Below are 14,268 nucleotides of genomic sequence, written 5' to 3' on the forward strand. Positions count from 1 at the left end.
TTATTTGTAGGTAATCATCGAGCGACTGGCCGGTGTATCCAAATGCTGATGTTCGTTTACCGATGACACCATGAAGCGGCCGCCGGTGCGAAGAATTTTTGTGATCCCCGTATTTACCAGTGTCCAGTTCAGGCTAAACCAATTTTGTTCAGGGAGCTGCATCAGGCTTGAGAGCACCAGTGCGATTGGGCCACCAGACGTTACCACCAGCGCCTGTTCCCCTTTTTCCAGCTCCACGAAAGTCGCTTCAAGCGCTTTCAATACCCGTCTTCTGAAGTTGCACCAGGACTCCGCATAGTCGTCGTTATACTTACCGCTTTGCCAGCGATGAACCGCCTGGGTAAACACGTTCAAAAACGCCTTCTCTGGCTCAGGTTGCGTCATTAAATATTGTCGCATGCTGGCTGCCGTAGCCAGTCGCTCGTCGAATACGCCCAGTACGTTGTGATGATCGATTTCATTCCAATCCCGGTTAACTGGCGCTGCTGGCAATGCCGCGCCGTAGCCTTTTTGCAACTGCGTCAGTGTCTGGCCGTGACGCTGCATTCCGCCACACACGACTTTATTAAAGGTAATCCCCCTGCGCGCCAGATCTGCGCCGGTGCGGTAAGCCTGTTGCTCGCCGGTACCCGACAACGCATCATAGTCGTCTGCTTCAAAACTGGCTTGCCCATGGCGGAGTAAATACACACAGCTCATGGCTACCGCCCCTTTATAGCGCGCTCGCAGCGCCACAGTAAATAATGCACAAATAACCAGAAGCGTTTAAACGCCGGATTGCGGGTTTGTTTGTGATGGTATCGGTAGTAAATTTGCTGGGCAATCGCGGCGAGCCTGAACAGCCCGTAGACTTCGTAAAAACGAAAATCACCCACGTCCAGCGACATGTTTGACAGGTAATAATCGACAATCTCGTTGCGGCTCATCATGCCGGGCAAATGGGTAGGCTGACGACGGGTCATTTGCGCCATAAAATCATCACCGGGTTCAACCCAATAGGCCAGCGTATTACCCAAGTCCATCAACGGGTCGCCCAGGGTTGCCAGTTCCCAGTCCAGTACGGCGTTAATATGGGTAATATCGTTCGGGTCCAGCACCAGGTTATCGAGCCGGAAGTCATTATGCGTCAGACAGATGTTCTCTTTAGACGGCAGGTTGCGTTCCAGCCAGTTGATGACTTTTTTACCCGACGGCACATTCCAGGTTTTGGCTTTCTGATAGCGCGTGCGCCAGCCACTGATTTGCCGTTCGGTGTACCCTTCTCCTTTACCCAGATGATCGAGACCGGCTTGTTTATAGTCAACGCTGTGCAGCGCTATCAGGCTGTCGAACATGTTTTTACACAGTTGTTGGCATTGTGCTTTGCTGACGTCCAGACCCCGAGGAAAATGCTTGCGCGGGATCACCCCGGTGATTTTCTCCATGACATAAAAGTCGCTGCCAATCAGATTTTCATCATCGCAATAGCCCACCATGGCCGGCACATAATCGTAAACAGGTTTTAGCGCTTGTTGCAGACGAAACTCCCGCCCCATGTCGTGCGCGCCTTTTGCTTTCGTGCCGGCGGGTGCGCGGCGCAGGATAAATTCTGCATCCGGGTAAGACAGGCAATATGTCCAGTTCGAGGCACCACCAGAATATTGGGTAATGGCCGGTAACCCAGCCAAACCGTTAACCCGTTGCTGAAGCCACTGATGCACCGGCTCCACGGGCAATGTTTCACCTGCTCTTACCGAGCCAGCGGTATCGATATACTGCGAAGTCATGCTGTTTTATTGCCCCATTTTCCGTAACCGTTTGGTGTGGTCGGCCATCATTTTTAAGTAATACTGCGGGAACCAGCGTTTAATGCGATAGGCCTTAGCGCCCTCTTTATGACTCAGCAACATAAAGCGCTTTGCCTGTACGCCGTCAAACGCGCAATTAGCCACATCATCAGCGTTAACCTGGGCTTTGTCCAGCAATCGGGTCACCACGCCTTTCATGGCCGGGTTAGCGCTGCGCACTGACTCATCGAGGTTGGTTTTAAAAAAGCCCGGGCACAGCACACTGACACCAATCCTGGCATCAATCAGTTCCAGCCGCATGGTCTCAGAAAAGCTCACAATCGCGGCTTTGCTGGCGTTATATGAGGCCATTACCGGGGCGGCGGTAATGCCCGCCTGGGATGCCACGTTCAGCAGATAACCGCCATCCTGCGCTTTTAACAACGGCAACATGGCGCGGGTCATGCGCACTGCTCCAAGCACGTTAATATCCAACACCCAGGCCCACTGTTCAATGTCTTCCTCGAGCAGACTGCCGGCGGTGGCCACCCCAGCGTTGTTGATCAGTAAATCCACCGACGGCCAGATTTCCCCGACGCGTTCGGTTAATGCCTTTACCTCTGCGTCACTGCGAATATCGCAATGAACATACCAGGCTTGTACACCCAGCGTTTTGAGTTCAGCCAACACCTGCTCACCGCGCTCGGCGTGAATGTCGGCAATGACCACATCGGCGCCGGCTTTCGCCCAGCGCAGCGCCAAAGCTCTGCCCAGTCCCGACGCACCGCCGGTGACTACAACCCGTTTTTGCATGTTACGACTCCTTTGCCAACGATGATGACTGCGCTTCTCTGGCGGGTTTATATTTTGCCAGTTCCAGACGCGACACCATGGCTTTGTGCACTTCATCGGGACCATCCGCCAGCCTCAGACTGCGCGCCATTGCCGCAAACCCAGCCAGTGGCAGGTCGCCACACATGCCGGCTCCGCCGTGCATTTGGATAGCCATATCCACCACCTGTTGCAGCATGTTGGGCACCACCACTTTAATGGCGGAAATATCGGTCATGGCGTGCTTTACCCCCACATTGTCGATTTTCCAGGCCGCACATAATGTGAGTAAGCGCGCCTGATCGATAAGCATTCGGGCTTCCGCCACCCGTTCCATATTGCCGCCCAGTTTGATAATGGGCTGACCAAAGGCAACCCGGGTACTACCGCGCTGAATCATTAACGACAGTGCGCGCTCGGCAGCACCAATGGCACGCATACAATGATGCACCCTGCCCGGCCCTAATCGGCCCTGAGCAATCGCAAACCCTTTACCTAACCCCATGATCAAATTGGCGGCGGGCACACGTACGTTGTCGAAGTGCATTTCGCCATGCCCGTAAGGCGCATCATAGTCACCATAGGCAGTCAGCATGCGTTTAATGGTAAGCCCCGGTGTATCAAGTGGCACCAGCACCATGCTGTGTCGGTTGTGCTTGTCGGCATCAGGAACAGACAACCCCATCACAATGGCTATTTTTGCATTGGGATGGCCCAGGCCGGTTGTCCACCACTTGGTGCCGTTAATAACCAGTTCGTCTCCCTCGGGGGTAATCGTGACCTGCATGTTAGTAGCATCCGACGAGGCAACGTCGGGCTCGGTCATGCCGAACACCGAGCGAATGTCGCCGTTTAACAATGGCGTTAGCCATTGTGACTTCTGAGCGTCGCTACCAAAGTGATACAGCACCTCCATATTGCCGGTATCCGGTGCGTTGCAGTTAAAAATTTCAGGCGCAAGCAAGCTTTGCCCCATGGCTTCTGCCACCGGCGCATAGTCGACGCAACTGAGGCCCTGCCCCCATTCAGAATCAGGTAAAAACAGGTTCCATAACCCCTCGGCTTTGGCCTGCGCTTTCAACGCCTGAACAGTCGGGTTTAACTGCCATTGCTGCCAGTTACCATGACCGTTCTGGGCATGGTTCTCGCGCATAATACTGGCTTCCTGAGGCAACACTTTTTGCTGCATAAAGTCCCTGACTTTAGCAACGTAGGCCCGGCTTTTTTCACTGTGCTCAAAATTCATCGCAGATACACCAACATGTTACTCAATTGTTAACTAGTCTAACCAGTTGCAATAAATGAATGAAGTGAAATAAACTAAAGCCAAACTATGAATAATATTCACAGCACTGTTCATGAACGATAAGCCCCTGCAACATCTGGATCTCAACCTGCTCAAGATCTTTGAGGCGCTTTACGAAGAGCAGAATATGACCCGTGCCGCCGAGCGCCTGTTTATTACGCCGTCGGCTATCAGTCATGCGGTAAAGCGATTGCGCGAACACTTGCATGATCCATTGTTTGAACGCAAAGCATCGCGTATGCAACCCACCAGTCTGTGCCGTCGCATTGCGCCCTTATTGCTGTCGCATTTAAATGGCTTGCGCATGGCGGTGCAGCAGTTTACCCGCTTTGATCCTGCCAGCAGTGAACAGCGCTTTAACATCATGATCCACGACGCGTTGGAACCGCTGTACATTCCGGTATTGTTTTCCAACTTGCGGGAACTCGCACCGCGGGTGCAGCTGGCCTGTCGGCCTTTAGACCGTCCCAACATCGGCCGATTACTGGCAACCGGGCAGGCGGACATCGCCATTGACGTGGCCCTGCCGTTGTCGAAGCCTGTGCAGCACCAACGCCTGAGCAGAGACGAGTTTGTGGTACTCCGGGGCAAGCACGTTCAATCACCGCTAACTCGTCAGGCCTACCTGGCAGCTGAACACATTGCAGTAAGTCACCGCGCCTCCGGGCGTGTGGTTGAGGACATCAGCCTGCAACAGCAAAGTATTAATCGTCAGCATGTGTTGCGTTGTCAGAGTTACCAAACGGCTAAACACCTGTTAAAAACAGGTGAGTACTTACTGACGATACCCGTATCGATAGCCAGGAGTTTGCGGGACGACGAATTGGAAATACTCCCACTACCTTTAACCCTGCAAGGGCTCGATGTGGATATGTACTGGCACGAAAACAGTGAGCAGGACGACGCCATCGCCTGGCTCAGGCAGCAGGTGGAAAAGATCAGTAATCACCTCACTATTCGCAGCTAAATGCGCTTAAGCCTGTCTTAAGGTTTACCCGCTATTGTGAGCACTGATTCAGCATTAATGAGATTTACCTGCCGTGCTTTCTGTTGTGATCCCTGCAAAAAATGAACAGGACAATATTGCCCCTTTGGTAAAAGAAATAGTCACTGCATTACGCGGTGTGTGTTCGTTTGAAATTCTTTATGTGGATGATGGCAGTACGGACAATACCTATCATGTGCTACGCCAATTGTCGTTAAGCCACTACCCTCAACTCAGGGTTATTCGTCATGTCTTTTCCGTTGGCCAGAGCACCGCAGTGCATACTGGGGTTTACCATGCCAGAGGCGAGCTCGTAATCACCCTCGATGCTGACGGACAAAACGATCCGGCAGACATTCCCGCGCTGCTTTCTGCGGCCCGGGCATATTCGCCTGCACAGTGTTTTTGCGTTGCCGGCTATCGCAAAAGCCGCAAAGACACTGCCTGGAAACGGTTTCAGTCCCGGGTGGCAAACGGTGTGAGAAGTCGCTTTCTGCACGATGACACACCGGATACCGGTTGTGGCATGAAGCTGTTTCCCCGCGAGACTTTTTTGCGACTACCCTATTTCGACCACATGCACCGCTTTATTCCAGCTTTAATAAAGCGTCTGGGTGGAGACGTTATCGTGGTGCAGGTGAATCACAGAGATCGCCAGCACGGCACTTCAAATTACACCATGATGAGTCGCCTATGGGTTGGCATTATTGATATGATTGGTGTTTTATGGCTGCAGAAACGCACTAAGATTGCACACGTAGTATGTGAAGATGAATAAACAACGCCGTATCTCCCTATTGAAAAACAGTTTATACCTGCTGCTCATCTTGCTAGTGTGTGTTGGGGTTAGCGAAGTAGTCCGGCAACTCCCCGCCGTCGCTGCGTTTAATCAGGACTGGGTCGATGCCAATACCCGGCACAACGGATGGACAGGCGTTGCGTATTTTATCGGTATGGCTGCAGCATTAACCGCTATTGGCCTGCCGCGTCAACTCACCGCGTTTCTGGCCGGTTACGCCTTTGGATTCAGCGAGGGGCTGCTCTACTCCGTTATCGGCGCCACCCTAAGTTGTACAGCGGTATTCTGGTTGTCTCGCACAGTGGCACGCCGTCCACTGAGAGCCAGATTCGCCAGTAAAGTAGCCCGGCTGGATGCTTTTGTAGCGGTGAAACCCTTTTTAATGACCATTGTGATCCGCCTGATGCCCTTCGGCAATAACCTCGCGACCAATCTGATCGCAGGCGTAAGCCATGTGCCTGCTCGGCTGTTTATAACCGGCTCTATGATTGGCTACATTCCTCAAATGGCAATATTTGCGTTGATGGGCAAAGGCATTGTGGTGCAGTCCTACTGGAAAATCGCCCTGAGCGTAGGGTTACTTGGGGTCTCTGCGTTGTTGAGTATTTATCTGTACAAACAGTTTAAAGCCGGTGCGCTGAATAATGACAACGTCAATGACAGTGACACCGCACAAGACGCCTCAACCACTCAACAATCTGGCCAATCTGCGTCGACTTCTGTCTAATGAACAATCACTCACTCTATCCTTCGGGGCTGTATCAGGCTTACCCGTTAGGTATCCTGCTATGTCTGAGTGCAGTTATCCTGTTAACCGGTTTAGGGCTCCGTGAGCCCTGGCCTGCCGATGAACCGCGCTTTGCACTGATCGCCAAAGACATGGTGGAAACCGGGCAATGGTTTTTCCCAATGCGCGGCGGCGAAATCTATCCCGATAAACCGCCGGTATTTATGTGGTTAATCGCCCTGTTTTATGTCATGACAGGGAGCCTGAAAGTGGCATTTTTGTTACCGTCAGCGCTTGCAGGTATGGTAACGATTGGGTTGGTTTACGACCTCGGTCGCCGCCTTTGGTCTGTGAATACAGGGTTTATTGCAGGCCTGTTACTGCTTTTTACCGTGCAGTTCACGCTGCAAGCAAAAACCGCACAGATAGACGCCCTGGTCTGCGTTTTTATCACCTTCGGCTGTTACGGGTTATTGCGTTTTTTACTCATTGACGGGCTATGGCGCTGGTACTTCCTGGCCTGGTTTGCCATGGGGTTGGGGATCATTACCAAAGGCGTTGGCTTTTTACCCGCCTTGATGTTGCTGCCCTATTTAGCTTATCGATTGAGAACAAGGCACGACGAATTCGCTTTGCCGTATCAGCCGTCAGTATGGAAATGGTGGTTGGGCCCGGTTGTTATGCTGCTGGCGATCTCGCTGTGGTTCGTGCCCATGTACTACCTGGTATCAGCAAGTGATAACCCTGCATTACATGCTTATCGCGACAATATTTTATTTAAGCAAACCGTCACCCGATATGCTGACTCCTGGCATCACATTAAACCTTTCTGGTATTACCTGACGTCGGTTATTCCGGTATTTTGGTTGCCCATGAGTCTGGCACTGCCGTGGTTAATACCGGCCTGGTGGCGGGCAATAAAACAACTGGATGCCCGCATAATATTACCCGCAGGCTGGATTGTACTGCTGGTGATTTTCTTCAGCATGAGTCCGGGTAAGCGTGGCGTGTATATCTTACCTGCATTGCCCATGCTGGCTTTAATTAGCGCTCCTTACTGCGCGCAACTACTTTCCAGGCGCTGGTTAAATCAGCTGATATGGGGGTTATGTGGCTTACTGACACTGCTTTTGTTCGTCGCCGGTGTCGGTGCGTTACTCGAAGCTTCGTGGATTCAACACGCGCTGGACGATAACAGTGTGGATGTATCTGGTTTCTTCTTCGCGGCTTCAACAATTGGCGTAATCTCATTGATCGTGAGTTACCGTAAGGCGAAGTGGAAGAGCTGGGCGATACTGATCAGCGGCCTATGGCTTATTTACAGTACCTGGGGATATGTGCTCATGGGGCCAATGCGCACGCCGGAGACTGTGTTTAATGCAATGCAAAAGATACTGCCAGAGGATTCGGAAATCGCTCTGGTGGAATTCTCCGAGCAATTCATTTTGTTTTCCCCTTACCCGGTAACCCATTTTGGTTATCACACCCCCACTGACATACAGCTGCAAGCAGCGAATCAATGGCTGGAAGGGCAATGTACACGGTATCTGCTGCTCGCCGAACCGCAATTGCAAGCCAGCTGCTTTAATCCGCATCTTGCTGAATATGTTGGCTTTGCCCATCGTCGCGACTGGTATGTAGTGAACGCTCAGGCTAAAACAACCCACTGCACGCTTCCTACACAACCGGTTCAAGAGTACAGCCGGTAAAATACCGGCTGTTGTTGTGGGTCGACAGGCGTTCAATTCAGCCTATTTCTTGGTCCAGTCAAACTTTGCAAAAGGTGCATCCACCGGTGTATTACCAATGTGGTTGATGTAATTACTCATGACCTTTTGTGCCAGACCCAGAATAATTTCCTGCACGTGACGCTCTGTGTAGCCTGCAGAATAAAAGGCATCCAGATCAGCGTCGCTCACCACACCACGATTTCTGGTGATCAACAGTGTCATATCCTGCAAAGCCTGCAATTTAGGCGTCGGCATTGGTTCAGCATTTCGCAGCGCTTCCGTTAGAGCAGCGTCCACTTTCATTGAATGGGCAATCGCAGTATGGGCAGGCACACAGTAATGACAGCCATGCTCTACATTGATGGTTTGCCACACAACCGTGAGCTCTTCCGCGGTAAAGTCGGTTTTCTGAAATAAGTCGTGTAATACCTTGTAGCCTTCCAATACCTGGGGCGACGCAGCCATAATGCCATGTAAGTTTGGCAGCATACCGAAGGCTTTAATGGAGTCCTCCAGCAAAGGTTTACTGGCTTCAGGCGCTGAATCTAATGTATGTACGGTTAAAGATGTCATGGGATTTTCCTCGTTTTAGATAGCTCTTCACACATTTTGTACCAATTGGTACAAATAAGAAATTTGAATTGTACCGATCGGTAAGCTAAAGTCAAATAACTTTGATCCTCGCGATCCCTGACAATGGAGAAACGAATGAAAACGGTGTTGGCATTTGATGTTTATGGCACGTTAATCGATACCCACGGCTTATTGAACGAGCTGTCGGAAATGGTCGGTGACAGGGCCGAGGTGTTTTCGCACACCTGGCGTAACAAACAACTGGAGTATTCGTTTCGACGCGGATTGATGCGTCGTTACCAGCACTTTTCTGTTTGCACAGCACAGGCACTGGACTTTACCTGCCAGCATCTGGCTGTGGCACTCCATGACGACCAGCGGCAATTGCTGTTAGACAAGTACTTGCGTCTGCCCGCATTCAGTGACGTGCAAAGCGCGCTGCCTGAGCTTGCACAAAATGCGACCCTGGTGGCGTTTTCCAATGGTGAACAACAGGCAGTAAACAGCCTGCTTAGCCACGCGGAGATCGCTGGGTATTTTGAGTATGTGGTGACCGCTGATGCAATTGAAACATTCAAACCCGACCCGGCTATTTATCGCCATTTACTGGATACTGTAAAATGCGATGCCAACCAAACCTGGCTGGTGTCGAGTAATCCCTTTGATGTGATTGGTGCCAGTGAATGTGGCTGGCGCACGGCCTGGGTGAAGCGCAGTCCACAGTCGGTTTTCGACCCGTGGGGTATTACGCCAACAGCAGAAATTAGCGAACTAGGACAGCTTGCCCCTTTGCTGAAAAATACCGTCTAACATACTGTCGACCGCGAATTCGAGCTGCGCTAACGAGGTACCGCATCTCGCCATAGACGCCGTGCCTTTTAACAAGGTGTACAGTGCCAGGGCATTGGCTTGCGCATGGTTATGAAGGCCGAGCTGAATAGACTCGGGAGACTGTAAAAATAAGTCAGTATAGAGCTGTTTTGGCAGTGCATCTGCCCGGGCAAGTACATCGGCGGCTTCTTCGGGTACGTTGCCGCTGATCATTTCAGACTGACACAGCACTAAATAACAGCCTTTAGCGTGTTCGGCGTCACACTGCATGGCCAGAATAGACATCATGTGGTTTTTAATGCGTTGCCTTAGTGGCAAATCAGCCTGTTGAAGCAGTTTCAAATGCGGTTGCATGCGGGTTTCGAGATAACGCTGAGTCGCTTTTACAAACAAGGCTTCCTTGTTGCCGAACGCGCGATACATGCTGGGTTTGTTGATCCCCATGCTATCAATCAAATCTGTCAGCGACGCGCCAGTATAGCCCTTCTGCCAAAATACCTGCATGGCGGCTTCGAGGGCAATCTCTGCATCAAATTCACGTTTACGGCCACTTGTCACGATTATCGTCCTGCTACTGCTTCAATGTGCATATTTTACCCTTCGGTACAATAAATGCAAAAAAAAGCGTATTCGCAACAACAGTAGAAAAATATTACGCGGGCACACGCTCATAGTGAGCGCGTTTTTTCTGATACATACGCTGATCCGCCATTTCAATGAGTGGTTCTATTTGCTGGGCATCGTCAGGGTAAACAGCGCTGCCTACTGAGGCACTTAAACGAATATTCTGGCCTTTACATTCATGCGGCCTGACTAATGCGCCTTGCAGCCGTTGTGTTGCTTTGCTCAATGCATCAGGGGTTTGCAGGTTACTCACTACCACCCCAAATTCATCACCGCCAATGCGAGCGACTAAATCAGAGGGTCGGAAAGCACTTTGTAAGCGCCTGGCCATTTCGGCCAGTAAGGTATCGCCTGCGCGGTGTCCCAATTCGTCATTAACGCGTTTTAATCCGTTCATATCAATAATCATGACGCCAAAACGATGCGCGTATTTGCAGTCGCTGACCTGCACTTCCCTGCGTAATCGCTCCATAAATGCGGAACGATTCTTTAGTTCTGTGAGGCTGTCGTGAGTGGCCTGGTGCACCAGATTGTCGGGCACATAACGATGGCAAAAATACAAAGACGCAGCTACTTGCTCAGACACCAATCGCAGTATCGCCGCGTGCTCAGTAGTAAAATGCTGCTTGCGACAGGACAAGACTTTCAGTACGCCGACCATATCGTTGGAATGTGCCAGCGGAATCAACAGCATCGACTCAATACCTTGGGCTTTACAAGCAGGCTGATTGACCCGCGGGTCTGAATCGACATCATTACACAGCTGCAGTTCGCCGGTTTGAATACTGTACCCGGACAGGCTTTCGTGAATAGGCAGACGTAAACCAGAGTGCGCATTCGCAATGCCGCTCGTTGCGCGGTACACCATGCAATCACCTTCGCGCAGTTCAATTGCCGCGCCATCGCATTGAATAAGTTCACAACAATATTCTACAACCAGTTGCATTACCGACGACAAGTCCATGCCGACTTTAGCAATAGCGGTTTGCATATCAATAATTTGCTTGAGTTTATTGCTGCGATCCTGCCAGGACGGCCCGATCGTGTGCCAGGAAGCTTGATTCATATGTTTTCGCCCGTATTCACGCGCTACAACGCTATAAAAGCAACGCTTGTCTATCTAATTATTCTTCTAAAACACCGGCACTGTCTGTGGTATCCCTCTCACTGCGGCGTAACTGTCGTTTATATCATGGTGTTAACCGTTGCCTTTTATACTCCACTTTGAATAATTTTTAAACTACAACAGTCTATTTTTTAGACAAAAAGTTTTATAACTTCTTTTTCGCTGCCTCTCCTGATCATTTAACGCCACAGCTCGATTCGCCACTGGGCAAATTTACAATAGTTGAAACAGTAAACACGACGAATGCCCTTCATATTGAAAAAAATGCTTTACCGCTGTATGAAAAACAATCGTTCGAACGAGATAAAAGTGTAACTCACTTTCAAATGGTATACTGTATGACATGGTGTTGAACGTACAAATTCGTACAGTCGCCGATAACAAAAAAGATAATAGACAAACTCTCCTTAGGAGTAATTTATAGATGTCAATTGTGGTTAAAACCCTGTCGGAACAAGCTTACGAAATTATTCGTGAGCGTATCCTCGCCAACGATATGTTTCCGGCAAAACCCATTCGTCAGGACGCACTCTCTCAGGACTTAGGAGTGAGTAAAATACCGCTGCGTGAAGCCCTTACACGTTTGGAGCAAGACGGACTACTGATTTCGCACCCAAACCGAGGCTTTATCGTTCGCCCGATTAGCCTGGCTGAAGCCGAAGACGTATTTCAATTACGTCAAACGCTGGAGCCCGAGGCCGCCGCTCAGGGTTGTAAAAAAGCAACCGAACAGGACAAGCAAAAAGTAGAGGAAATCTACAAGCGCCTGCAGAGTATGGCATACGAAATATCCCCCGCAGCCGTTACCGTAAACCGTGAATTTCACCTTGCATTAACCGCACCGGCCAATCGAAAGATTACCCAGGAGTTATTGACCAAGGTGCATTTGCTGTCAGAGCGCTATGTTCGCAGGCACCTTGAGCCACCTGATCGCGAAGCCGATGCGTATCGCGAGCACCAGGAAATCTTTGATGCCTGGATGAACAAAGACGCCAAAAGGGTGAAAAAGCTGCTCAAAGAGCACACGCAAAGTACCCTGGAAGACCTCCGCGGCGAACTTTTCGAATAACAAACAAATCCCGTTTCAGGTTGCCGCCTCAAACGGGATTTTTATTTACTCTGCCATATATACATACAAAGCAGGTCTCGCCCTCCACCAGATATTTTAGGGGGTTGATCCTATCCGCAGCTTGTTAACACAACAATTTTGTATACTCTGGAACAGATAACAACAACAGAGACGCTCCATGGTTTATACCCGTATCAGACAGTTAACGGCTATCGCCGCCGCTGTCGCAATCACCTCGTTGTCTGCCTGCAGCAGTACAGAATCTTCAGATGTCGTAAAGGCTACCGAGTCTACGGCCTACAGTTTAAAAAGCGGTGGACAGGTTGCACCGCTACAGCAAGGTCTCACTGTCGAACATGCCGACCTCACCTTTGCGTTCGATTTTGACAACAAAATTCTCATGGGTACAACAACCCTGACACTGAAAGGTGAAGGCAGCAGAAGCGCTTTCTCCGTCGATTTAGACAGTGTCTTTACGGTTAATAGCGTTGCGGTAAATGGCGAATCGCTAGCCGCATCACAATACCGTAACGTGGGTGGCGAGCTACAGATCACGCCTACTTCAGACATAGCCTTGCCGTTAACCGTGACCATTAGCTACGAGGGGCAACCCCGAATTCCGGTACGCGCCCCTTGGGATGGCGGCGTGATGTGGGAAAAAACACCCGATGGCGCAAACTGGCTGGCAACCGCGGTGCAAGGAGAAGGTTGTGACCTTTTCTGGCCTTGCATAGACCAGCCACACGGCGAACCCAATCAAACCGATTTACATATTCAGGTGCCCAAGCCTCTGGTCGCGGCCAGCAATGGCGTACTGGTTGATGTAACCGACAATGGCGACACGCGCACGTATCACTGGCAAACTCGCTCAGCCCACAACACCTACGGTATCGCACTGAATATTGCACCGTTTGAAAAGCTCGAAACCACCTATTCAAGCATCTATGGCAACACTTACCCCATAGTGTACTACCACCTCCCGGGCAACGAACAACAAGCAAAAGTACTGTTCGACGAAATCCCCACCATGCTGACGTTTTTCGAGCGCATGATTGGGCCGTACCCGTTTGGCAATGAGAAAGTCGGCGTTGCACAAACCCCGCATTTGGGTATGGAACACCAAACCATTAATGCCTATGGCAACGAATACAAAAAAGACGAATTCGGTTTCGACTGGCTGCTACAACACGAATTTGCCCATGAATATTTTGGCAACCAGGTGACTAACGACAACTGGGATCACATGTGGATCCACGAAGGACTCGGCAGCTACATGCAACCTTTGTTTGCTCAGTATTTGTCGGGTGATGTTGCCTACATGACTTACCTGAACAATCAGCGTAAAGGGCTCATTAATACCCACCCCATCGTGTCTAACAAACTCATGGAAGTGGAACAGGTTTACGAGCGCGGTGTCGGCCCGGCACTGGATATTTACTACAAAGGCTCCTGGATCATGCATACCCTGCGAAACCTGATTGGCGACGACGCCTTTTTCAGCGCAGTGCGCGAGCTTGTTTATGGCACTGACCAGCCCAAACCCGGTAACTTCACCACTATTTACCGCAATACCCAGGACTTCATCGAGATAGTTAATCGACGTACCGGCAAGGATTTAAGCTGGTTTTTCGACGTGTATTTGTATCAGCCCAAGCTGCCGAAACTGGTTGAAACACGCACCGAAGACAGTGTGACTTTTAGATGGAATACTCCGCAAAACTTACCCTTCCCAATGCCTCTTGAGGTATCGGTGAATGGCGAAGTACAAGTGCTGGATATCACGTCGCCGAACACCATAACCGTTACCCCCTTCGATGTAGTGATTGCCGATCCCAATAGCAAAGTGCTCCGATACGAAGCGCGATACGACAACAAACAATAAACTTGTGTAATCTAACTTT

Annotated in this window: 14 protein-coding genes; 7 read left to right on the forward strand and 7 right to left on the reverse strand. The window is 50.5% G+C overall.

Features of this window, described 5'->3' with window-relative positions; genetic code table 11:
• Genes BUB81_RS06225 through BUB81_RS06240 form a run of 4 tightly spaced genes read right to left on the reverse strand, consistent with a single transcriptional unit; the run spans position 1 to position 3,843 of the window.
• A complete protein-coding gene (locus BUB81_RS06225) occupies positions 1 to 699 on the reverse strand; it encodes a histidine phosphatase family protein (protein ID WP_073319902.1) in 699 nt (232 codons plus the stop codon).
• 2 nt (positions 700 to 701) lie between these two features.
• The gene (locus BUB81_RS06230) at positions 702 to 1,766 is read right to left on the reverse strand and encodes a phosphotransferase family protein (RefSeq protein ID WP_073319905.1); all 1,065 of its coding nucleotides are present in this window, start codon (positions 1,764 to 1,766) and stop codon (positions 702 to 704) included.
• Between the two features lie 6 nt (positions 1,767 to 1,772).
• On the reverse strand, positions 1,773 to 2,579 hold the full coding sequence (locus tag BUB81_RS06235; protein ID WP_073319919.1) for an SDR family oxidoreductase: 807 nt from the start codon (positions 2,577 to 2,579) through the stop codon (positions 1,773 to 1,775).
• Position 2,580: 1 nt separating this feature from the next.
• Complete coding sequence (locus tag BUB81_RS06240; RefSeq protein ID WP_073319921.1) at positions 2,581 to 3,843, reverse strand: acyl-CoA dehydrogenase family protein; 1,263 nt, start codon at positions 3,841 to 3,843, stop codon at positions 2,581 to 2,583.
• Between the two features lie 112 nt (positions 3,844 to 3,955).
• Here BUB81_RS06240 and BUB81_RS06245 point away from each other — a divergent pair, with 112 nt between their 5' ends.
• The 4 genes from BUB81_RS06245 to BUB81_RS06260 all read left to right on the forward strand — a co-directional run bounded on the left by BUB81_RS06245 (position 3,956) and on the right by BUB81_RS06260 (position 8,123).
• Positions 3,956 to 4,870 (forward strand): LysR family transcriptional regulator, encoded by a 915-nt coding sequence (locus tag BUB81_RS06245; RefSeq protein WP_073319923.1) that lies wholly within the window; start codon positions 3,956 to 3,958, stop codon positions 4,868 to 4,870.
• A 73-nt stretch (positions 4,871 to 4,943) separates the two neighbouring features.
• On the forward strand, positions 4,944 to 5,666 hold the full coding sequence (locus tag BUB81_RS06250; protein ID WP_073319925.1) for a glycosyltransferase family 2 protein: 723 nt from the start codon (positions 4,944 to 4,946) through the stop codon (positions 5,664 to 5,666).
• A complete protein-coding gene (locus BUB81_RS06255) occupies positions 5,659 to 6,414 on the forward strand; it encodes a TVP38/TMEM64 family protein (RefSeq protein WP_073319927.1) in 756 nt (251 codons plus the stop codon). Before BUB81_RS06250 ends, BUB81_RS06255 begins: the two co-directional genes overlap by 8 nt.
• Positions 6,414 to 8,123, forward strand: a complete 1,710-nt coding sequence (locus BUB81_RS06260; protein ID WP_073319930.1) for an ArnT family glycosyltransferase — start codon at positions 6,414 to 6,416, stop codon at positions 8,121 to 8,123. The genes BUB81_RS06255 and BUB81_RS06260 overlap by 1 nt, the downstream gene beginning before the upstream one ends.
• 42 nt (positions 8,124 to 8,165) lie before the next feature.
• On the opposite strand, the gene BUB81_RS06265 is transcribed toward BUB81_RS06260, so the two are convergent.
• Positions 8,166 to 8,717, reverse strand: a complete 552-nt coding sequence (locus BUB81_RS06265) for a carboxymuconolactone decarboxylase family protein (RefSeq protein ID WP_073319932.1) — start codon at positions 8,715 to 8,717, stop codon at positions 8,166 to 8,168.
• A gap of 135 nt (positions 8,718 to 8,852) precedes the next feature.
• On the opposite strand from BUB81_RS06265, the gene BUB81_RS06270 reads away from it, so the two are divergent.
• Positions 8,853 to 9,527 carry a haloacid dehalogenase type II gene (locus BUB81_RS06270; RefSeq protein WP_073319934.1) on the forward strand — a complete coding sequence of 225 codons (675 nt, stop codon included), beginning with the start codon at positions 8,853 to 8,855 and terminating at the stop codon, positions 9,525 to 9,527.
• Here BUB81_RS06270 and BUB81_RS06275 read toward each other — a convergent pair.
• Positions 9,489 to 10,106, reverse strand: coding sequence for a TetR/AcrR family transcriptional regulator (locus tag BUB81_RS06275; protein ID WP_073319936.1), 618 nt, complete (start codon positions 10,104 to 10,106; stop codon positions 9,489 to 9,491). The genes BUB81_RS06270 and BUB81_RS06275 overlap by 39 nt on opposite strands.
• Before the next feature lie 94 nt (positions 10,107 to 10,200).
• Positions 10,201 to 11,238 (reverse strand): sensor domain-containing diguanylate cyclase, encoded by a 1,038-nt coding sequence (locus BUB81_RS06280; protein ID WP_073319938.1) that lies wholly within the window; start codon positions 11,236 to 11,238, stop codon positions 10,201 to 10,203.
• Between the two features lie 484 nt (positions 11,239 to 11,722).
• Here BUB81_RS06280 and BUB81_RS06285 point away from each other — a divergent pair, with 484 nt between their 5' ends.
• Positions 11,723 to 12,367, forward strand: coding sequence for a GntR family transcriptional regulator (locus BUB81_RS06285; protein WP_073319940.1), 645 nt, complete (start codon positions 11,723 to 11,725; stop codon positions 12,365 to 12,367).
• Between the two features lie 178 nt (positions 12,368 to 12,545).
• Complete coding sequence (locus BUB81_RS06290; RefSeq protein ID WP_073319943.1) at positions 12,546 to 14,249, forward strand: M1 family metallopeptidase; 1,704 nt, start codon at positions 12,546 to 12,548, stop codon at positions 14,247 to 14,249.
• Positions 14,250 to 14,268: the final 19 nt, after the last annotated feature.

The sequence above is a fragment of the Marisediminitalea aggregata genome (assembly GCF_900129565.1).
Lineage (GTDB): Bacteria > Pseudomonadota > Gammaproteobacteria > Enterobacterales > Alteromonadaceae > Alteromonas > Alteromonas aggregata.

Excerpts from the sequence above, each read along its gene's own strand:
- BUB81_RS06285 (WP_073319940.1), top strand. The coding sequence starts at position 11,723 with ATGTCAATTGTGGTTAAAACCCTGTCGGAACAAGCTTACGAAATTATT.
- BUB81_RS06280 (WP_073319938.1), bottom strand. The coding sequence starts at position 11,238 with ATGAATCAAGCTTCCTGGCACACGATCGGGCCGTCCTGGCAGGATCGC.
- BUB81_RS06265 (WP_073319932.1), bottom strand. The coding sequence starts at position 8,717 with ATGACATCTTTAACCGTACATACATTAGATTCAGCGCCTGAAGCCAGT.
- BUB81_RS06270 (WP_073319934.1), top strand. The coding sequence starts at position 8,853 with ATGAAAACGGTGTTGGCATTTGATGTTTATGGCACGTTAATCGATACC.
- BUB81_RS06240 (WP_073319921.1), bottom strand. The coding sequence starts at position 3,843 with ATGAATTTTGAGCACAGTGAAAAAAGCCGGGCCTACGTTGCTAAAGTC.
- BUB81_RS06260 (WP_073319930.1), top strand. The coding sequence starts at position 6,414 with ATGAACAATCACTCACTCTATCCTTCGGGGCTGTATCAGGCTTACCCG.
- BUB81_RS06235 (WP_073319919.1), bottom strand. The coding sequence starts at position 2,579 with ATGCAAAAACGGGTTGTAGTCACCGGCGGTGCGTCGGGACTGGGCAGA.
- BUB81_RS06290 (WP_073319943.1), top strand. The coding sequence starts at position 12,546 with ATGGTTTATACCCGTATCAGACAGTTAACGGCTATCGCCGCCGCTGTC.
- BUB81_RS06245 (WP_073319923.1), top strand. The coding sequence starts at position 3,956 with ATGAACGATAAGCCCCTGCAACATCTGGATCTCAACCTGCTCAAGATC.
- BUB81_RS06225 (WP_073319902.1), bottom strand. The coding sequence starts at position 699 with ATGAGCTGTGTGTATTTACTCCGCCATGGGCAAGCCAGTTTTGAAGCA.
- BUB81_RS06255 (WP_073319927.1), top strand. The coding sequence starts at position 5,659 with ATGAATAAACAACGCCGTATCTCCCTATTGAAAAACAGTTTATACCTG.
- BUB81_RS06230 (WP_073319905.1), bottom strand. The coding sequence starts at position 1,766 with ATGACTTCGCAGTATATCGATACCGCTGGCTCGGTAAGAGCAGGTGAA.